Annotated in this window: 15 protein-coding genes; 10 read left to right on the top strand and 5 right to left on the bottom strand. The window is 63.0% G+C overall.

Translation table 11 applies throughout. The annotated features are described in order from the left end of the window. Window positions 1-23 precede the first annotated feature (23 nt). Window positions 24-404 carry a hypothetical protein gene (locus AC07W4_RS17625; protein WP_495033315.1) on the bottom strand — a complete coding sequence of 127 codons (381 nt, stop codon included), beginning with the start codon at window positions 402-404 and terminating at the stop codon, window positions 24-26. A gap of 172 nt (window positions 405-576) precedes the next feature. Here AC07W4_RS17625 and AC07W4_RS17620 point away from each other — a divergent pair, with 172 nt between their 5' ends. Next, on the top strand, window positions 577-1,383 hold the full coding sequence (locus AC07W4_RS17620; RefSeq protein ID WP_495033314.1) for a class I SAM-dependent methyltransferase: 807 nt from the start codon (window positions 577-579) through the stop codon (window positions 1,381-1,383). Between the two features lie 72 nt (window positions 1,384-1,455). On the opposite strand, the gene AC07W4_RS17615 is transcribed toward AC07W4_RS17620, so the two are convergent. Further along, window positions 1,456-2,250 (bottom strand): ChbG/HpnK family deacetylase, encoded by a 795-nt coding sequence (locus AC07W4_RS17615; protein ID WP_495033313.1) that lies wholly within the window; start codon window positions 2,248-2,250, stop codon window positions 1,456-1,458. A 122-nt stretch (window positions 2,251-2,372) separates the two neighbouring features. Further along, complete coding sequence (locus AC07W4_RS17610) at window positions 2,373-3,413, bottom strand: AraC family transcriptional regulator (protein ID WP_495033312.1); 1,041 nt, start codon at window positions 3,411-3,413, stop codon at window positions 2,373-2,375. Between the two features lie 71 nt (window positions 3,414-3,484). On the opposite strand from AC07W4_RS17610, the gene AC07W4_RS17605 reads away from it, so the two are divergent. After that, window positions 3,485-4,399: a LysR family transcriptional regulator gene (locus tag AC07W4_RS17605; protein ID WP_495033311.1), complete on the top strand. Its 915-nt coding sequence runs from the start codon at window positions 3,485-3,487 to the stop codon at window positions 4,397-4,399. Window positions 4,400-4,519: 120 nt separating this feature from the next. On the opposite strand, the gene AC07W4_RS17600 is transcribed toward AC07W4_RS17605, so the two are convergent. Then, on the bottom strand, window positions 4,520-5,440 hold the full coding sequence (locus AC07W4_RS17600; protein WP_495033310.1) for a LysR family transcriptional regulator: 921 nt from the start codon (window positions 5,438-5,440) through the stop codon (window positions 4,520-4,522). A 94-nt stretch (window positions 5,441-5,534) separates the two neighbouring features. Here AC07W4_RS17600 and AC07W4_RS17595 point away from each other — a divergent pair, with 94 nt between their 5' ends. The 5 genes from AC07W4_RS17595 (at window position 5,535) to AC07W4_RS17575 (ending at window position 13,249) form a co-directional block, all read left to right on the top strand. Continuing rightward, entirely contained in the window at window positions 5,535-6,374 is an 840-nt protein-coding gene (locus tag AC07W4_RS17595) for an AraC family transcriptional regulator (protein WP_495033309.1), read from the top strand. An 809-nt stretch (window positions 6,375-7,183) separates the two neighbouring features. Beyond that, window positions 7,184-9,010, top strand: a complete 1,827-nt coding sequence (locus AC07W4_RS17590) for a DUF1302 domain-containing protein (protein ID WP_495033308.1) — start codon at window positions 7,184-7,186, stop codon at window positions 9,008-9,010. 11 nt (window positions 9,011-9,021) lie between these two features. Beyond that, window positions 9,022-10,359, top strand: a complete 1,338-nt coding sequence (locus AC07W4_RS17585) for a DUF1329 domain-containing protein (protein WP_495033307.1) — start codon at window positions 9,022-9,024, stop codon at window positions 10,357-10,359. Between the two features lie 158 nt (window positions 10,360-10,517). Further along, a complete protein-coding gene (locus tag AC07W4_RS17580) occupies window positions 10,518-11,867 on the top strand; it encodes a DUF1254 domain-containing protein (RefSeq protein ID WP_495033306.1) in 1,350 nt (449 codons plus the stop codon). Next, complete coding sequence (locus AC07W4_RS17575; protein WP_495033305.1) at window positions 11,864-13,249, top strand: DUF1254 domain-containing protein; 1,386 nt, start codon at window positions 11,864-11,866, stop codon at window positions 13,247-13,249. Before AC07W4_RS17580 ends, AC07W4_RS17575 begins: the two co-directional genes overlap by 4 nt. 877 nt (window positions 13,250-14,126) lie before the next feature. On the opposite strand, the gene AC07W4_RS17570 is transcribed toward AC07W4_RS17575, so the two are convergent. Further along, on the bottom strand, window positions 14,127-16,100 hold the full coding sequence (locus AC07W4_RS17570; RefSeq protein ID WP_495033304.1) for an alkyl/aryl-sulfatase: 1,974 nt from the start codon (window positions 16,098-16,100) through the stop codon (window positions 14,127-14,129). Between the two features lie 137 nt (window positions 16,101-16,237). Here AC07W4_RS17570 and AC07W4_RS17565 point away from each other — a divergent pair, with 137 nt between their 5' ends. Genes AC07W4_RS17565 through AC07W4_RS17555 form a run of 3 tightly spaced genes read left to right on the top strand, consistent with a single transcriptional unit; the run spans window position 16,238 to window position 20,442 of the window. Next, window positions 16,238-16,906: an ABC transporter ATP-binding protein gene (locus AC07W4_RS17565; protein ID WP_008052124.1), complete on the top strand. Its 669-nt coding sequence runs from the start codon at window positions 16,238-16,240 to the stop codon at window positions 16,904-16,906. Window position 16,907: 1 nt separating this feature from the next. Continuing rightward, entirely contained in the window at window positions 16,908-19,379 is a 2,472-nt protein-coding gene (locus AC07W4_RS17560) for an ABC transporter permease (protein WP_495033303.1), read from the top strand. Then, window positions 19,369-20,442: a lipocalin-like domain-containing protein gene (locus AC07W4_RS17555; RefSeq protein ID WP_495033302.1), complete on the top strand. Its 1,074-nt coding sequence runs from the start codon at window positions 19,369-19,371 to the stop codon at window positions 20,440-20,442. The genes AC07W4_RS17560 and AC07W4_RS17555 overlap by 11 nt, the downstream gene beginning before the upstream one ends. Window positions 20,443-20,570 lie beyond the last annotated feature (128 nt).

Raw genomic sequence — 20,570 nt, 5'->3', positions numbered from 1 at the left:
TTTCCCTGCCGCGCCCCTTGGGCTCACTGCAATACCGGGCCCTGCCTCAGGCAGGACATCATGCAGCCGGGGTTCTCGACTTCCTGGTTCACGTATACGCCACGCTCCGGATCGTAGGAGCGGATAAACACCCGAACCGTGGCGTCGGCCACTGTCGGCAGGCGCGAGTCCGAGAACACGTGCTCGCTGGAAACCGGGATGAATTCCCCGGGTGCGGTCGGGATGTACGAGCCTGGCGGGATGATGTTCATGGACGGTGGTGCGGGGTGCGCGAAGGGTTGGTCGGCGCCGTAATAGTTGAATTCGCTGCTGTAGCTGGTGGTGTTTGGCATGTCGTCGGCGTGGACGACAGCGGTTGCACCCAGGCAGACGGCGAGCAACAGCGTCAGGTCGGACTTTTTCATGGCAACACCTGCTAGATCGGTTTAACCACATTCCCCCCAAGGTCTTTAACTATAGCTGGCGCCGTGGACAGCCGTCGGTGCTACGCGGATTACAAGTTCGCAACACCTGCCATGATGAGGTTGATCTAGACTCCGGCCGGTCAAATCGACGACCCGGACCCTGGAGCGTGCAATGGAAATGCCGACAAAAGAACAAGCCATCGCCAGTAACCGCGAGGCCTGGAATGACTCCGCCCGTCATCACAAAGACTCCTGCGAATGGCAAGCCTTGTTGAAGGACGTGGCACACGGAGATTTTTCCTGTCTGGACGACACCCTGACCGCTTTGCTGACCCAGACAGGTGTCGACGGCAGGGACGTGGTGCAACTGGGCTGCAACAACGGCCGCGAAAGCCTGTCGCTGTTCGCCCTGGGGGCGCGTAGCGTGGTGGGCGTCGACCAGTCTGAAGCCTTTCTCGGACAGGCACGTGAACTGGCGTCCCGCTCGCCCCATGCGCCGCAATTCATCGAAGCGGACATCCACCACTTGCCTGCCCGATTGCAGGAGCGCTTTGACCTGGCGCTGATCACCATCGGGGTCTTGAACTGGATGCCGGACATCGGCGAATTCTTCCGCCATGTGGCGCGCACGCTGAAGCCGGGTGGGGCGCTGGTGGTGTACGAAACCCACCCGTTCCTGGAAATGTTCGACCCCGAGGCCGCCGATCCTTATCGCCCGGCCAGCTCATACTTCCGCCGCGAACCTTTCGTGCAGCACGAACCGATCGTCTACGAAGGCAAGGTCGAACAACCGGCCGCGCCGTCCTACTGGTTCGTCCACACCCTGGGCGATCTCTTCAGCGCCGCCATTGCGGCAGGGTTGCAGATCCGTCACTTCAAGGAGTACCCACACTCCAACCGCGAAGAATGCTATGACCGCTATCAACAGCAGGTGGCGCAGTTGCCGCTGTGTTTTACGTGGGTGGTGGTGAAGAGTTGATGTCTTGAACTCAATAGTGTGCGGGTCCTGCTGGCCCCATCGCGAGCAAGTTCCCTCCTGCAGGGGATGGCGTTACTCCAGAACCGCCCGCGCCCGGTGAGGCATGGCATCTCGAGCCGCGGTATAGGCCACCCGCGGTACACCCGGCAAACGCTGTTCCAGCAGTGCACTCAAGGATTCTCCCGGTTCCAGGCAGGCATCGCCGAAGTCGGCGCCGAGCTGGTTCGGGTGGGCGACGATTTCCAGCAGTCCGTCGGGTGGCGGCTCGGCGTTGCGCAGATCCACCGGGGTGCACACGTAGTCGGCGGTGGCGCCAGCGAGGTTGCTCAGGCGACGGTTGAGCAGGTCCTCGAACACGCGCCTGGGCAGGCTGAGGTTTTGCCCCAGGTTGCGCGCCAGGCGCACCGGCACCCCCTGGCGGGCGGCGAAGCGAGCGACGATCTCGCCGATCGGCCAGATAGTGTGCACCTGTTGATGGGAGTCCAGGTGGCTGGGGCGCAGGCCGTTGTCCAGGCAGCGCTGCCACTGGGTTTCGAGTTCTTCCAGTACGGCATGGCGATCCCGGCGCCCGAGCCAGAGACGGGTGCGGGACAGGTTGAGATGGAACACGCCGTCACCGTCGCAAAACGTCGGGCGCTGCACAATGCTCTGGCTCAGCGGCCGGCCGTAGGTCAGGTTGAAGTGCAGGCCAATGCGGCCTTCGAGCAATGGATGCCGGGCCAGAAGGCAGGCCGTTTCGAACGCCGGCATGTTGGCCATGGCGGTGGCGGAGCTGATGAGCCCGGCCTGGAATGCGCCCAGGATCACCGCGTTTTCGCAGGCACTGAGGCCGAAATCGTCAGCGTTGACTATCACTTGCCGAGGCATGTTTACCCTCCATGAGGTTTCCCGCTGCCAAGATTCTGGACACTCAATCCACTCATCATTTGTAGCTGGAAACCGGGGGGACGCAAAACTCCAAAGCACCCGTGGTGCACGAGCGTGGTTTTTCATTGACCTTGCCGGGTTCGCCAGGCACCCGGCGCGCACCCCAGCCACCGCAGGCAGGCTCGGTTGAAACTTTGCACATCGCTGTAGCCCAGGCGATCGGAAATCTCCACCAGCTCCAGGTCTGTCCCCTGCAAAAAGTCTTCGGCCCGGTAGCGTCGGTACTCGTCGAGCAACTCTGAAAAACTCCAGCCCAAGGCCTTCAGGCGTCGGGCGGCGGTGCGCTCGAGCAAGTGCTGGGTGGTGCACAATTGCTGCCAGTTGGCCTCGGCGAGGTCGCTGATCAAATGGTCGCAGACTTGCTCCAGCAGGGTCGGCTCGCTGTTGCGTCGGGTCTGCTCCAACAGCTCGACCAGCGTGTGTTCCAGGTCATGATTGCCCGGCGTCAACGGGATGACGAACAGCTGTGGATCGAGGCGGATCGAGTGCTGCGCCTGCCCCCATTGCACCGGTGCGCGAAAGGCTTGTTGATGTTCCTGCGCATTGGCCGTGCAAGCACCGGCCAGCCCGACCCCCAGAATCGGATCAGGCCCCAGGCCGCTGGCGAGGAATTTGCGCCGCAACATGCTGCACAGGCTGATGAGGATGTAATCGGTGGTCGCCGCGCTGGTTTTCACGCTGCCACGGTCGAGCAGGTGCAATTCGACGCTGTCGTCGCCACGCACGATCCGGGCCTGGAAGTGCCCGTTGAAAAACGGAAAGAAGCGCACGAAATACTGGCAGGCGCTGTCCAGTGAGGCGGCCACGTCGAACAGGTACGTCAGGCCATTGGTGGCGGTGGAAACGAAACGCCGACCGGCCGCCAGGCCGATCAACGGGTCGCCGGTCTGCTCCAGGGCAAATGCCCAGAAGCGCCGCGACATGAACAGCGGAATGCGCAGGAATGGCGTACGCAACTCGAACAGGCTGCGACGAAACAGGCTTTCGATACTGTCCCGGTCCACGCCACGGGCCAGCAGCTCTTCGATGGCCGGCAGCAGGGTCGGCGCGTAGAACGCATTGGGTATCGATCGATCGTGCAGCGGCTGATCGCTTTTTGTCATGTAGGGCTCACAGCTTGTTCCCGAACACTGGTTAGGCTGCCCGACGTTAAGCGATTTGCCGGAGCAAGACCATGCTTGATTTACGCCAGCTCGATTTGAACCTGTTGCTTGCCTTCGATGCGATTTACCAGCAGCGCAGCGTCACCCGTGCGGCCGAGGTGATGTGCCTGTCGCAACCGGCCATGAGCAATGCGTTGCGTCGTCTGCGGGAATTGTGCGGCGACCCGCTGTTCATCAAGAGTCGCCTGGGGGTGACGCCGACACTGGTCGCCCACCGTCTGGCCGACTACGTGCGTGCCGCGCTCGAGTCGTTGCGCGATGGTTTGCGCATGATTCCCGCCGCGCGGCAGAACAATCCGCTGCTGCGCATCAGTTGTCTGGATTGCCTGCAACCGGTGCTGCTCGATGCCTTGCTCGAATCGCCCCACGCCGATTGGCAGGTGCGTTATTTCCAGCCCCGGCGTCGCGACGCCTTGCAGGACCTGGCCAGCGGCAAGCTGGATATCCTGATCGACCTGGACCAGCCTCTGGCCGGACTTGCCGGCCTGCACAAACAGGCGTTGCCCGCCGACCATTACGTGTTCGCCTATGGCGCCGCGCTCAAGGAACCGCCGCGCACCCTGCAGGCGTATCTGGAACAGCCGCAGATCCAGGTGTCGAGCCGCCGCGACGGGCTCAGCCCGGTGGACTTGCAACTTGGCTTGAAAGGTCTGCGCCGGAATGTGGCGATGAGTACCCAAAGCACCCTGGCGGCAAAGCTGATCGCCGATCGCCAGCCGTTCGGCATCAGCCTGCCAAGCCGGGTCGCCAGTGTGCTGGGCCTGCAACAGGTGCCGCTGCCCCTGGACGAACCGGTGGAGTTGAAACTGGCACTGTACATCGAGTCGCGCTATCGCTTCGAGCGCAGCCGCGAGGAGGCGATGCACTGCCTGCTGCGCGCTCTCGGTGAGCCCCGGGCATTGCAGGCACTGGCGCGGCGTGCGTGAAACCCTGTGGGAGCGGGCTTGCTCGCGAAGAGGGAGTGTCAGTCGACGACATTGTTGTCTGATACACCGCTTTCGCGAGCAAGCCCGCTCCCACAGGGATCGCGTGCAGTTCAGATGCATCTAATTCGACGCCAGCAAACGCCGGTCAACCGTCAGCACCGCATCGACCATCGCCAGCGCGGCCGGTGTCAGGGAGTGGCCGGCACGGCTGACGATGCCGTAGTGCAATTGCAGGCCGGGGTCCTCCTTGGGCACATCGGCGAATTCCAGCAGGCGGATCAGCCCCTGGTCGACCAGTTCGGCCAAGGCCTCCACGGTGGCGATACCCACCGCGTCGGAGCGCATCACCACGCGACGGATCGCATCGAATTGCGCGCATTCCACGCTCGGGCTGAAGTCCGCCTCGCCCTGCGCGTCGGCGAGGATCTTGCGGATCATCGGCGGTATTCGCGTGCCGACCATCGCGTAGTCGAGCAGGGCGCGCAGGGACAGGTTCTGTTGCTGCACCAAGGGATGACCGACTCGGCAAAAGAACCGCCCACGTCGAGGGCGCAACAGCTGAACCTGGTATTGCGGGTCGCCGGTGAAGTACCGCGCGTCGGCCACGAGGAATTCGATCTGCTGTTCGCGAAGCCAGATCGCCAGTTGCTCCCAGTCGCCCTGGTGGAAACTGATGCGGATCGCCGGATGGGCCTGGATGAATTCCGCCAGCGCCTCGGGCACCAGCACCTGGGCCGGGTACGGACCGCAGCCAAAGTGCAACTCGCCACCGGTCAGGCCGTTGTATTGCGTCAGTTCGTTGTGCAAGGCCTGGCTGCCGGCGAGCAGGCGCCGGGCATGTTGCAGTACCAGTTCACCCTGGCCAGTCAGGCGGAATTCGCGGCTGCTGCGTTCGACCAATGCGCAGTCGAGGTCGCGCTCCAGGGTCTGGATGCTGCGACTGAAGGCGGGTTGGCTGAGGTTGATCGCCTCGGCGGCCCGGCCGAAGTTGCGGTAATCGGCCAGGGCGACAAGGTGGCGGAGTTGTCGTAGGTCCATCATGCGTCTCCTGCATTCAGCGGATACTTTTAATGCATTGGATCGATAGCATAGAGACTGGCATAAGTACACGCCTGTCTTCTCGCCGTAACTTGCCATGACCAGTCAACCGTTCATTTCCAGCGCTTTCACCCGCACCATTCTCAGCCATGCCCGGCAATCAGGACTGTGCCAGGACCAATTGCTGGAGCGGGCCGGCATTTGCCTGTCAATGCTCGAAGGGCAGGACCTGCCTGTGCCCGTGCACCTGGTCGAACGCCTGTGGAGTGAATGCGAACGTGCGGGCGCGGGGGCGTCGTTTGGCTGTGATCTGGTCAACGGCATGGCGACCACCACGCTGCGGGGGTTGAACATTCTGCTGGACTCCGCCCCGACCCTGCGCGCGAGCCTTACGTGTTTCACCGATTTTCTGCCACGGGTGACCAACTACGTAGTGGCGGAACTGGAGGAGGGTGACGGGCAGGCCCGCTTGCATTTGCGCAGCGTTGACCGGCAGCCGCATTTTTTCGGCCTCGATGCGGCGACCCTGACGTTGGTGCGCAACATCGCCCGACGTTTGGGGCGAGCGCCGGCCGAGGTGTTCGTCGCGGTCCAACTGACGCCGCAACAGGCTGCCGGGCAGTGGTTGCGTAGCGCTGGTGTCGAGGTGCTTGCGGGTTCACATCCGTGTCTGAGCCTTCCGGCAGCTTGCCTCGATGAGCCTCTGCTCGGGGCCAATGGGTTTTTGCATCAGAGCATGTTGCGGCACTGGCAGGCTGCGGCGGTGCAAAATACTCGCAGTGACAGCCTGGAGATGGCGCGGCACTGGTTGACGGCGGGGGATCAGCCGATCGAACGGATTGCCGAGCGGTTGGGGTATCGGCAGCCGAGTAATTTCATTCGGGCGTTTCGCAAGCAGTTCGGGATTACGCCTAAGCAGTTTCGCCTTGGTTTGTAGTCCGGGGTATAGGGCTTTGGTGATGGAGTACATATCCGTTGCTGCGGTAACGGCTACTTATGGTTTCGCCCTTACGTACGGCCCCTCGCTTAGGCTCGGCGTTCCTTCGCTGCGGCATTCATCCGGGGGCATTGCCCTCCGGGCGGCGTTCCGACGATGACGGCCTGCCAGCCGACCAGGAACATCACAGACGAACGACCCCAACAACCAGGCCGGCCGGTAGGCCGCCTCGGACGCTGTTGCGGTACACGCCCCCTCGTGAGGCCGAGCGTAGGTTCTGCGCAGTGGGCAACCCGGCATGGATGCCGGGTTAGCCGCCCCCGGCCATGGATGGCCGATGGCGGCGGGCCCACGGAGCAGGACCGGAGCGAGGGCATGCCGAGCCACGGCGAGGCACCGAATGTCAGGGGCAGAGCGCTTTGGTTACTTTCGCGCTCTTCGAAAGTGACCCGCCGTAAGGGCGGAAACATAAGTGGCCGTTACCGCAGCAACGGATATGTACATCCTCAAAAATCCATGCCGCCTGTCACATAGCCATCGCGAGCAAGCTCGCTCCCACAGGTAACCGCATCCGCAGCAACGGATATGTACACCCTCAAAAATCCATGCCGCCTGACACAAAGCCATCGCGAGCAAGCTCGCTCCCACAGGTGACCGCATCCGCAGTAACGGATATGTACGCCTTCAGAAATTAACCGAAGACCCCTGCAGATCCCCCGATGATTATTTTTTGTCGGCCATCGCTTGCGTGTCGCGCCCGATAGTTGGGCACCGTGTCCAGGCTGAGCAAACCTGACCGGAGCCCAATAATGATAAAAAAATGCTCGGCCACAGCCGGAGTCCGCCAACGACTTCACCGGCTTGGCCACACCCGCCCGCAACCCCTTGCGCTGGCGATTCTTGCCGTACTGACGGGGCCGACCTACGCCACCACTTTCGACATCAACGAAGACTGGAGCCTGTCGACCAGGACCAGCCTGAGCCTGGGCACCAGCTGGTCGACGCAAAACCCCGACAAAAGCCTGATGACCCGCGCCAATGCCTTGCAAGCCCAGGGCGTGAACGCCAATGGCACCAGCGTCAGCGCCGACGACAACCGGCTGAACTTCGAGAAGGGCGACCCCATCTCGCAACTTTTCAAGGGGCTCACCGATGTCAGTCTCGATGGCCAGGGCCAGGGTGCGTTTATCCGCTTCAAGTACTGGTACGACCATGCCTACGAAACCGGCAATGGCCGCTTCAAGGATTTCGACGATTCGGGCTGGGACGACCTGTCCAGGTTCAAGGGCTTCGAAGTGCTCGATGCCTACGTCTGGAAAGACTTCCAGGTGGCCGAGCATCCGCTGAGCGTGAGGGTCGGTAACCAGGTGCTGTCCTGGGGCGAAGCGCTGTTGATCCAGAACGGCATCAACGTGATCAACCCGCTGGACATCTCGGCGTTCAACCGTCCCGGCGTGGAAATCAAGGAAGGCCAGCTGCCGGTGGAGATGGTCTCTTTCAGCTTCGGCTTGACCGACAGCACCAACCTCGAAGGTTTCTACCAGTACAACTGGCGCCCCAGCGTACTTGACGGTTGCGGCACTTTTTTCGCCAGCAGCGATGTGATCCAGCCGGGCTGCGGGCCACTGTACCTGAGTCAGGTACAGACCGATCAACAGATGCAGGCCGCGGGTTTGTTCGCCACGTCCCGGGGCAACGAATCGCCGTCCGACAACGGCCAGTTCGGCTTCGCCTTGCGCCAGATGATCCCGGCGCTCAACGATGCGGAAGCGGCGATCTACTACGTCAACTATCACTCGCGGTTGCCGTATTTCACCATTAACGCCAGGAACACCGCCTTGCCCGGCACCTTCCCCGGTGGCATCCAGGGGCCGAGCTATGCGGCGGCCTTCCCGGAAAACATTCACCTGTACGGCATCAGCCTCAATGGCGTCGAGCCTGTCACCGGGATTTCCCTGGCCGGTGAGTTGAGCTACCGGCCGAACATGCCGATCGCGATCAACGCGCCCGACGTCAACGTCGCGGTGATTTCAGGGCCAGGGGGCAGTTCCTGGGTGCAGTTGCCGCCCGGTTTCAGCACCACCAATGGCAGCCAGTTCGATGCGTGGGAGCGCAAAGGCGTCTGGCAACTGACCGGTTCGGCCACCCAGGCCATCGACAACGTGCTGGGCGCCACGCGTCTGAGCCTGTTCGGTGAAGCCGGGGTGGTACACATCGATGATCTGGGGGATGAGCGCCTGGGCCGTAACGCCGCATTCGGCCGCAGCGCCCCGCGCAACGGCACGCCGTGCAACACGGTAGCTTCAGGCGTGACCAACCAATACTGCACCGACAAGGGCTTTGCCACCGATTGGTCGTGGGGTTATCGCCTGCGCGCCAGCCTCGAATACAGCGATGTGTTGCCGGGTATCAACCTGATTCCCGCCCTCAACTGGCGGCATGACGTCTCGGGCTATTCCTACGATCCGCAAGGGCCGTTCCAGGAAGGCCAGCAAGCGCTGGGCGTGAGCCTGACCGGCGTCTACATGAACGATTACAGCGTGGAACTGGCCTACAACGCGTTCTTCGGTTCCAACGACTACAGCACCCTCGACGATCGCGATTTCGCATCCGTCAGCTTCAAGGCAGACTTCTAAGGAGAACCGTTATGCGTATGCAATTGTGCGTGCTGGCCCTGGCCTGCAGCGTCGGCCTGGCCCAGGCCAAAGGCACCGATTCGGCGGCACTGGGCAAGACCCTGACCCCCATGGGCTCGGAAATGGCAGCCAATGCCGACAGCAGCATTCCGGCCTGGACCGGTGGCCTGGCGAGCAACGCCGGCACCGTCGACAGCAAGGGCGGCTACAGCGATCCCTATGCCGCCGAGAAACCGTTGTTCACGGTCACGGCCAAGAACGTGGCGCAGTACGAGAAGTTTCTCAGCCCCGGGCAAATCGCATTGTTCAAGCGGTTTCCCGATACCTACAAGATGAACATCTACCCGAGTCATCGCAGCGCCAACCTGCCCAAGGAGGTACTGGCGGCCAGTCGTGAGAACATCGCCAAGACCAGCATGGCCGACGGCGGCAACGGCTTGCACGACTATGCCAGGGGCATTCCGTTTCCGTTGCCCACCGAAGGCCTGGAGGTGATGTGGAACCACATGACCCGTTATCGCGGCGGCAGCTACGAGCGCATCAGCAGCGCCGCGCTGGTGCGTGAAAACGGCGCCACCAGCTACGTGCGCAATCAGTCGTTGATCAACTTCGCCGACACAGTGGGTGGGCTGGAACCTGACTCGAACATCCTGTTCATGTTCAAGAGCCGGGTGCTGGAACCGGCGCGTCTGTCCGGCGAGGCGGTGCTGGTGCACGAGCCGATCGACCAGGTCGCCGAGCCGCGTTCGGCCTGGCAATACCTGCCGGGCCAGCGTCGCGTGCGTCGTGCGCCGATGATCGCCTACGACAACAGCGCCCGTTACAGCAACGGCCTGATCACCGCAGACAACATCGACGGCTACAACGGCGCGCCGGATCGTTTCGACTGGAAACTGGTGGGCAAGCAGGAGCTGTTCATCCCTTACAACAGCTACAAGATCGGCAGTCGCGACCTCAAGTACGACGCCGTGATCAAACCCAACCACGTCAACCAGGACCTGGCCCGCTACGAGAAGCATCGTGTGTGGGTGGTCGAAGCGACCCTCAAGCCCGGTGCCCGGCACATCTACGCCAAGCGCCGCTTCTATGTGGACGAAGACAGCTGGCAGATCGCGCAGTCGGACCAGTACGACAGCCGCGGTGAACTGTGGCGCAGCGGCGAACTGCACGCGATCCAGCAGTACGACCACGGCTTCACCTACAACGTGCTGGAAACCTCCTATGACCTGATCTCCGGACGCTACTACGCCGGCGGCCTGGCCAACGAAGAGACCGAGCCGATGCGCGTGGGCTTCGCCGCCAAGACCGACGACTACACCCCGTCGGACCTGCGGCGCTGGGCCAAGTAACCATTCGCCAAACCACCGTAAATCCAATGTGGGAGCGGGCTTGCTCGCGAAGGCGGCGTGTCAGGCAGCAATGTAGTCGACTGACACTCCCTCTTCGCGGGCAAGCCCGCTCCCACAGGGGTTACGGTGCATTGTTGATTCCACAAAGGAGATCTACCATGCGCTACTGGATATCCGCTCTTGCCCTGGGCACAAGCCTGGGCACCGTTCACGCAGCAACCCTCGATCAACCCAAGGCGAAAGCCCTGGCACAGGAGGCCTACGTGTTCGCCTACGCCACCGTCGAACACGACAAGGTGCTCAGCGCCATCGCCGCCAAACTGCCGTTCAACCGCCTCTACAGCGAACCGCGCCTGCTCGGCCCGCAGGACAACAAAGTGGTGTCGCCCAACAACGACACCTTCTATTCCCGCGCCTTGCTCGATCTGCGCAGCGAACCTGTGGTGCTGGACGTACCGGCCGTGCAAGGCCGCTACTACAGCTTTCAACTGGTGGACATGCGTACCGACAACCTCGACTACATCGGCACCCGCGCCACGGGGGAGCAGGCGGGGCGCTACCTGATTGTCGGGCCGGACTGGAAGGGACCGGAGCCATCGGGACTCAGCGCGGTGATTCGCTCGCCGAGCCGGCTGGTCTTCCTGTTGGGACGGACCGAGGTCAAGGGCGAAGCGGATCAGAAAGACGCCGCGCAAGTGCTGAAGGGCTACGCCTTGCAACCGCTGTCCAAAGTCACTGGCAGCGCGGCCCCTGAACCCTTGGCTCCGCTGCAACTGCCGGCGTATACGGACACCAAGCAAGGGCCGGCGCAGGCGCTGTTCAGCACCTTCAACGCACTGGCCCCCTTGCACCAATGGACCGCCAGCGAGCAACAGAAACTGGCCCGTTTCGCCACCATCGGCGTGAAGCCGGGAATCGAATTCCAGGCCCCGGCGGACTTGAGCGAAGCCGTTGCCCAAGGCGCCGAAGCAGGTCGCGAGCAGGTCCGCGCAGCCTCTAGCCAACTGTCGGTGGAACAACAGGGCTGGTTGCCGTCGCCGTCCAACGTCGGCAAATACGGCGACGATGACCTGACCCGTGCCGCGGTCGCCTGGCGCTACATCTACGCCAACGATGCGGTGGAAGCGCTGTACCCGATGGCGTTGCACGATGCCCAGGGGCAGGCGCTCGATGGCCAACACGCCTATCGCCTGCATTTTCCCGCCGGGCAATTGCCGCCGGTGAATGCGTTCTGGTCGCTGACCCTGTATGACGGCAAAACCCAGTTGCTGGTGGCCAACCCGATCCAGCGTTACGCATTGGGCGATCGTAGCCCTGGTCTACAATACGATGCCGACGGCGGCTTGACCCTGATCCTGCAAGCCGATGCGCCCAAGGCTTCGCCACCGGGCAACTGGCTGCCGACGCCGCAAGGTCCGTTCAACCTGCTGTTGCGCCTGTACCTGCCCAAGGGAAGGGCATTGGACGGGCGTTATCAGTTGCCGACGATAACGAGGGTCGAATCATGAACCTGATTTTCAGTCGCCGCCGGGTGCTGGGCGGCATGGGGGTATTGGGGGGCAGCCTGGTGTTGCCACGCTGGTTGCTGGCCGCTGATTCCGATGACCTGCGGCAGATTGCCAAAGAGGCGTGGATTTACGCCTACCCCATGCTCATGCATTACCAGACCATGGAAAAACAGGCGCTCAACCCGGCCGCGCCAGAGTACGTCGGCGGCTTCAACCGCTTTCGTCATTACAGCAAGTTGTTCACCCCGAATAACCGCGACATTGTCACGCCGAACAATGACACGCCGTACTCCTGGGCCTGGCTTGACCTGCGCAGCGAACCCCAGGTGTTGAGCGTGCCGGCGGTCGATGACGAGCGCTATTACGTGCTTCAACTGGTCGACCAGTACACCCACAACTTTGCCTATGTCGGCGTGCTCAGCACCGGTCGCGATGCGGGGAATTACCTGATCGTCGGGCCCGACTGGCAAGGCCCGACACCGGACGGCGTCAAGGCCGTGCTGCGCAGTGAAACCGAAATCGTCATGGTGCTGGGGCGCACCGGCTTGAAAAACAGCGACGATCTGTCGGCCGTACGAGCCTTGCAGCAGCAATACGGTTTGCGTTCGTTGCATGAATACACCGGCAGTACACCGCCCGTGGCTGCGCCGGCCATTGACTGGCAACCCTGGGACAGCAAGACCGGGTTGGGGCTGGAGTTTATCCCGGCGCTGAACCAGATCCTCAGCCTGTGCCCCACGCAACCGTCCGAACAAGCCTTGCGCGCGCGCTTTGCCCGTATCGGCATCGTGCCCGGTCAGGGTTTCGACCCGGCGACGTTGCCGCCAGCAACGCGCCAGGCACTGCTTGACGGGATTCAGGACGCCCAGGCGCAACTGCAAACCGCGGTGAGCCAGGTACATACCACCCTCGGTCTGTTCGGCACGCGCGAAGCGCTGAACGGCAATTACCTCAACCGCGCTGTCGCGGCGAATGTCGGCATCTACGGCAACAGCGTGGAAGAAGCCTTCTACACCGGTACTCGCCTGGATAGCCAGGGGCAACCCTTGCAGGGCGGGCGAAGCTATCGCCTGCGTTTCGCCCCGGGTCAATGGCCGCCGGCCAGCGAGTTCTGGTCGCTGACGTTGTATGACTTGCCGGACCGGCAACTGGTGGCCAACCCGATCAATCGTTACTGCCTGAGCAGCCGGGATCAGTTGCAAAAAGATGCGGACGGCGGGTTGACGTTGATCCTGCAGAACACAACTCCGCCCGAGCAGAGCAACTGGCTGCCAACGCCGGCAAGCGAGGCGTTCACCCTGGTCCTGCGCCTGTATGGACCCGGGCAGCAGGTGGTCAATCAACGCTGGCAAATGCCGGTGGTTGAAGTGGTGTCTGAGTAATTCACAATTGCCGTGAACAGCCTGGATCCCTGTGGGAGCGGGCTTGCCCGCGAAAGCGGTGTGTCAGGCGGTGTGGATTTTTACGGGTGTACATATCCGTTTCTTCGGTAACGGCGGCTTATGGTTTCGCCCTTACGGCGACTCACTTTTTTTACAAGCGCCTAAAAAAAGTAAGCAAAAAAACGCTCGGCCTGATGAGTGGTGAAGAGCGACTCTGTACGCCGCTCTGCTTTTGCTCTTCTGTGGGAGCGGCGGTGCGGCGATCCGACTTGCTCGCGAATGCGGTTGATCATTCAACATCTTTGTTGGCTGACACTCCGCTTTCGCGAGCAAGCCCGCTCCCACATTTGAGCAGTGTCGAGCGCAAAATCCGTGTACATCCCCGCCCCCTGTGGGAGCTGGCTTGCCAGCGATGGCGGCCTGACAGCCGACCAGGTACTTCACAGGCGAACGAACCCCGCGAACAGGCCGGCCGGTAGGCCGCCTCGTTTTGGCTTTGGCTTTTGATCTTCTTGCCCCCTCGAGAGGCTTCGTTCCGGTTCTGCGTAGTGGGCAACCCGGCATGGATGCCGGGTTAGCCGCCCCCCGGCCATGGATGGCCGATGGCGGCGGGCTCTGTAGGAGCGAGCTTGCTCGCGAAAAACCTGAGAGCACCGCAGGGTGTCAGGCTCCCCACATCATCGTTGACCTCCATCGCGAGCAAGCTCGCTCCTACAGGCTTTTCCAAGTGACCCGCCGTAAGGGCGGAACCGTAAGCCGCCGTTACCGCAGAAATGGATATGTACACCCTCAAAATGCTCATCGCCTGACACAAAGCCTTCGCGGGCAAGCCCGCTCCCACAGGTACTGCATTCATCCTGTGGCAGCGAGCCTGGTTTCACGGCGTAACGATATTGAACTGCGGCGCAAACGTATCGAGGCTGCTCATCAGCTCCCCAAGCTTCTTGCCATTGCCCTGCAGCTTGATCAGGCCTTTCTGCATCGCCGTCGGAATATCCACTTGCTTGAGGCTGATCTGTTCCAGGGTGGCCTTGCTCATGGTCACGCTGGCATCCGCCTGGGCATTGAGCCCGGCACGGTGGGTCAGCACGCCGTTGCGCAGGGTCAGGTTGAAGTCCTTGTTCAGGTCATCGAAGGTCCAGTTCAGGGTCAGGTCATGGCCTACGGCCTTTTCACTGTCCAGGCGCACAGCCAGGAAGTCGAAGAACATCTGCGGGCTCATCGCCCGTACCATGTCCACCGATACCGAAGTGCCGGCATTGGGCGGCACGCCGTTGCGCAGTTCCATGGCACCGGTCAGGTACATGTTGCGCCAAGTGGCGTTTTCACTTTGATAGCCCATTTGCTCCAGCGCCTGGGCCTGGGCTTTACGGGCGTCGCCGTTGTCCGGGTTGGCGAACAGCACCTGATTGCCCAGTTGCGCGGCCCAGCGGTATTCACCCTTGGCCATCGCCGCCTGCATTTTCCCCAGCACCGCCGCTTCGCCGCCCATGGCCTGGACCGAACGCTTGGCCGTTTCCACTGGCGGCAGCGGATTGAGGTTGGCCGGGTTACCGTCATAGAAACCCATGTAGCGCTGGTATACCGCCCGGGTGTTGAAACTCAGTGAGCCGTAGTAGCCGCGGGTGTACCACTTCTGGTCCAGGCTGCCGGGCAGTTTCTTGATCGAGTCGGCGACTTCCAGCGACGTCAGGCCCTGATTCAGCAGGTGCAGGGTGCGGTCGTTGAGGAAGGCGTACATGTCGCGCTGATCGGCGAGGAAGGTGCGGATGCGTTCGCCACCCCAGGTCGGCCAGTTGTGCTGGGCGAACAACACGTCGCTCTTGTCGCCGTAACGCGCCAGGCTGCCGTCCAGGTACTCGGCCCAGGCCTTGGCGTCACGCACTTGCGCGCCGCGGGGGGTGAGGATGTTGTGCATCATTTGCGTGGCGTTTTCCGCCATGCACAGGGCGCGCAACTGCGGCAGGTACAGGTTCATCTCCGCTGGCGCCTCGGTGCCCGGGGTCAACTGGAACTCCACGTCGAGGCCGGCGATGGTGCGGGTTTCCAGTTCCTTGTCGATCAGGTCGGTGGGCGGGATCAGGGTGACGGTGCCGCCTCTCGGCGAGCTTTTGCCCAGTCCCGCGTCTACCTGTCCGTGTTCGCCACGGGGCAGCAGGCTGCCGAACTGGAACTGCGCGCGACGGCTCATGGCGGTGCCGGCATAGACGTTCTCGCTCATCACGTGTTCCATGAACCCGGCGGGGGCGAACACCTTGACCTTGCCGGCCTTGACGTCGGCCTCGTCGATGACCCCGCGCACGCCACCGAAATGGTCGACGTGGGTGTGGCTGTAGATCACCGCCACCACCGGTTTGTGCGGACGGTTCCGGTAGTACAGGTCCAGCGCTGCCTTGGCGGTTTCGGCCATGGTCAGCGGGTCGATGATGATCAGCCCATCGTCGCCTTCGATGATGGTCATGTTGGCCAGGTCGAGGCCACGCACCTGATACAGCCGTGGGCTGACTTCGAACAATCCGGCATTGGCGTTGAGCTGGGCCAGGCGCCAGAGGCTCGGGTTGACCGATTCCGGGGCTTTATCCTTGTCGAGGAAGTCATAGGCCTGGATATCCCAGATGACCTTGCCCGAGGCGTCCTTGACCTGGCCCTTGAACGGCGCGATCAGGCCCTTGGTGACCGACTCGTAGTCGGTGCGGTCGGTGAAGGGCAGTTGCTGCAGCACGGCGGCGTTACTGGCCGTGGTTTGTGGGCTGGCCGCGACCGGTCCGTCGGCGGCGACCACCGATTGCGCAAGGCAGGCAGTGATCAGGCAAGCGAGCAGCCCACGAGGGCTCAAGGTGAAGCGAGGCATGGCGTCTCCGTTTTTTATCGTTATGGTCAGACCAGCTTCGAGGGTAGGGCGGGGCTCGGGCCGGGCGATCATCAGCAACGGACAAAAAACATTCAGGGCCGCTATCCTTGGGCCATGCATATCCAGCAGGTTGACCCATGCTTGAAGTCCATGGCGTTTTCAAAAGCTACGCCACCCCGCAGGGGCCGCTGCCGGTGCTGCAAGGCGTCGACCTGACGCTCAGGCCCGGCAGCAGCCTGGCGCTGATGGGCGAGTCGGGCAGTGGCAAAAGCACTTTGCTGCACCTGATCGCCGGGCTGGACAAGGTCGATCGCGGCAGCATCCGCAGTGGCGAGCATCGCCTGGAACAGATGAATGAAGGGCAATTGGCGAACTGGCGCCGTACGGAAATCGGCCTGGTGTTCCAGCAATTCAACCTGATCGGCAGCCTGCGGGTCGAAGACAACCTGGCGATCCAGGCGCGTCTGGCGGGGCGCCATGACCCGCGCTGGCAGGCACACCTGGTGCAGCGTCTGGGCCTGAGTGAGCTGCTGCGGCGCTACCCGGAGCAACTGTCCGGCGGCCAGCAGCAACGGGTTGCGCTGGGCCGGGCGCTGGCGTCGCGCCCGCCATTGCTGCTGGCCGACGAGCCCACCGGCAGCCTCGATGAAACCACCGGCGCCGAGGTGTTGCAGTTGCTGCTGGAATTGCTCGACGACAGCCCCACCAGCCTGTTGATGGTCACCCACAGTCCCGGCGTGGCGGCACGGCTGGCGGAAAAAGCCTTGCTGAGCGGCGGTCGCCTGGCCGGTGCGGGCGAGCGCTGACATGCGCATCTTTGGCGAAACCCTGCGCGCGCTGCTCAGCCACTGGCGGCAGCACCCGGTGCAGTTTTTCAGTGTGCTGACCGGATTGTGGCTGGCCACCGGTCTGTTGACCGGCGTTGAGGCACTCAACAGCCAGGCCCGCGACAGCTATGCCCGTGCCAGTCAGTTGATTGGCGGCGAACCCCAGGCCAGCCTCGTTGCGCCCGGTGGCGGCACCTTCCCCCAGCAATGGTTTGTCGATTTGCGGCGCGCGGGGTGGCCGGTGTCACCGGTGCTGCAAGGCCGGGTCACGCTCAAGGGGCACGAAGAGCAGCGCTTGCAGTTGATGGGCATCGAGCCGGTATCGCTGCCGGCGGGCGCGGCGGTGGCCGGGCAAGCCTTGGCGATTGAACAGGTGGTCGGTTTTTTCAGTCCGCCGGGCAGCACCTGGATCTCGTCGCAGACTTTGCGGGCAATGGGTTTGCGCGAGGGTGACCGGCCACTGAGCCTGGCGGGCGTGGCACTGCCGCCGCTGCAGGTGCAGGCCGACATGGCGCCCGGTGTGCTGCTGGTGGACATCGGTTTTGCCCAGCAGGCTCTGGGGTTGCCGGATCAAGTGTCGCGGCTGCTGTTGCCGAAGGATTTCACCGCGCCGTTGCCGGAACCGCTCAAGGGCCAGTTGCAACTCAAGCGCGCCGGCGAAGAAAACAACCTGACGCGCCTGACCGAAAGCTTTCACCTGAACCTCGATGCCCTGGGGGTGCTGTCGTTCGTGGTCGGCCTGTTTATCGTGCACGCCGCCATCGGGCTGGCGCTGGAGCAACGGCGAAGCCTGCTGCGGACCCTGCGTGCCTGCGGTGTGAGTGCACGGATGCTGATCGCTTGCCTCACCGTCGAATTGGGTGGGTTGGCCTTGATCGGCGGTGTGGCCGGGGTGGTCAGCGGCTACCTGCTGGCCGGCGTGCTGTTGCCCGATGTCGCCGCCAGCCTGCGTGGCTTGTACGGTGCCGAAGTGGCGGGGCAGTTGAGCCTCAGCCTGTCGTGGTGGTTCAGTGGTATTGGCTTGAGTCTGATCGGCGCGTTGCTGGCCGGGGCCAACAGTCTGTTGCGGGCGGCGCGTTTGCCTTTGCTGGCGCTGGCCGACCCGCAGGCCTGGCATCAGGCTCATGCACGCTGGTTGCGACGCCAGGCTTGGGTGGCGGCAATGGCCGGGGTGATCGCGCTGCTGGCGCTGATCTTCGGCGACAGCCTGGTCAGTGGCTTCGTGTTGATGGCGGCGCTGTTGATCGGTGCCGCGCTGGCCTTGCCGGTGGCGCTCAGCGCGCTGCTCAGTCTCGTTTCACAGCGCAGTCGCTCGGTACTGGGCCAATGGTTTGTCGCCGATTGCCGCCAGCAACTGCCGGCGTTGAGCCTGGCGTTGATGGCGCTGCTGTTGGCCATGGCCGCCAATATCGGTGCCGGCAGCATGACCGCAGGCTTTCGCCAGACCTTCAGCGACTGGCTCGAGCAACGGCTGACGGCCGAGCTCTACCTCAACCCACAGAACCCGGCCCAGGCCAGGGAGCTGCACGGCTGGCTCAACCAGCAGCCGCAACTGGCGGCGGTGCTGCCCAACTGGCAGGTTTCGATCCAGTTGCAGGGCTGGCCGACGGACCTGTCCGGGATCATCGACCATCCGACCTATCGCCAGCACTGGCCGTTGCTCGAAGCCTTGGGCGACAACCCTTGGGAACGACTGGCCAAGGACGATGCGGTGATGCTCAGCGAACAACTGGCTCGGCGCCTCCACGTGCAACTGGGCGATCACCTGACGCTGCCGACCCCCACCGGCCCGTGGTCGCCACGGATCGTCGGGATCTATGCCGACTACGGCAATCCCAAGGGCCACATTCTGGTCAATATCAATCACCTGCTGCGCGGCTGGCCGCAACTGGCACCGAACCGTTTCAACCTGCGCATCGAACCGGCATCGATCCCGGCGTTCGTCACGGCGCTGCAGGCGCGTTTTACCCTGGAGGACAGCCGCATTGTCGATCAGGCGCGGCTCAAGGGCTGGTCCACGCAAGTCTTCGAACGCACCTTCGCCGCCACCGCCGCGCTCAATAGCCTGACGTTGTGCGTGGCTGGCGTGGCGCTGTTCATCAGCCTGTTGACCCAAAGCCAGAGCCGTCTCGGGCAGCTGGCGCCGCTGTGGGCCTTGGGCGTGACCCGTCGGCATCTGATGTTGCTCAACCTTGGGCAAACCTGGCTGCTGGCGCTGCTGACCCTGGTGCTGGCATTGCCGTTGGGGATCGCCCTGGCGTGGTGCCTGGACACGGTGATCAATGTGCAGGCCTTTGGCTGGCGCTTGCCTTTGCGGGTGTTCCCCTTGCAACTGTTGCAGTTGATGGGGCTGGCGCTGGTGGCGACATTGCTGGCTTCGGCCTGGCCGTTGTTCCGTTTGTACCGCACGCAACCGGCGGATTTGCTGCGGACGTTTGCCCATGAAGATTAAATTCGGCGTCTTGCTGCTGGCGTTGCTGGTGAGCGGCTGCGATCAATCGGCGCCGGTAGAAAAGGGTTTTGCCGGGCTGGGCAACCAGGCCGCTGCGTTTACCCCGGTGGTGCCCGGCCGGGTGTTCAGCTTCCCGGCGGATCACGCACCGCACGATGGCTTTCGCATCGAATGGTGGTACATCACCGCCAACCTGAAGGACGCTCAGGGGCATGAGTTCGGCGCGCAATGGACGCTGTTCCGCAGCGCCTTGAAAGCCACCCCTGAGGTAGCAGGCTGGCAGAACCAGACAATCTGGCTCGGTCATGCGGCGGTGACCTCGGCGACGGCGCATCACGCTGCCGAACGATATGCCCGTGGCGGCGTCGGTCAGGCCGGTGTCAGCGTTGCGCCGTTCAATGCATGGATCGACGACTGGCAACTGAGCAGCCAGGCGACAGCCGACGATCCGTTGGCCGACCTGCTGCTCAGCGCCCACGACAAGCGTTTCAGCTACCGGCTGCGGTTGACCTCGACAGGTCCGCTGGTGCTGCAAGGCGACAAGGGGTTCAGCCAGAAGTCCGAACAGGGTCAGGCCTCTTACTACTACAGTCAGCCGTTTTTCCAGGCCCGCGGCACCCTGGAAATCGACGGCCAGACCTTTCAGGTCAGTGGCCCGGCCTGGCTCGACCGTGAATGGAGCAGCCAGCCCCTGACGGCCAACCAGAGCGGTTGGGACTGGTTCTCCCTGCACCTGGACAGCGGCGAGCAAGTGATGCTGTATCGCATGCGGCAAAAAGACGGCGAGCCTTACCTCACCGGCACCTGGATCGACGCCCGGGGGCAGACACAGTTGCTGCACGCCGGCGACATCAGCCTCACACCGCAAGACCGGGCCAGCGTGGCCGGGCGCGACATGCCCGTTCGCTGGTCGATCAGGATCCCCTCCAGACGCCTCGATATCGTCATCACTGCGCTCAACCCCCAGTCCTGGATGGACTTGCGCATACCGTACTGGGAAGGCCCGGTGCGCCTCAGTGGCAGTCATGCAGGGAACGGATATCTGGAAATGACCGGGTACTAGTACCCTGCGCCACGAAAATCAGCGGCCTGCTGCGACCACTCGCTGAACAGCGTCTATGCTCATCGCACACATGGCATTGCGCTTTGCGTCAACGCCGTCTGTTGTCATTCATCACAGGGAAAGTTCTG

The sequence above is a fragment of the Pseudomonas sp. GW821-FHT02A08 genome, from assembly GCF_059422045.1.
This window is presented reverse-complemented; position numbering and strand designations above follow the sequence as displayed.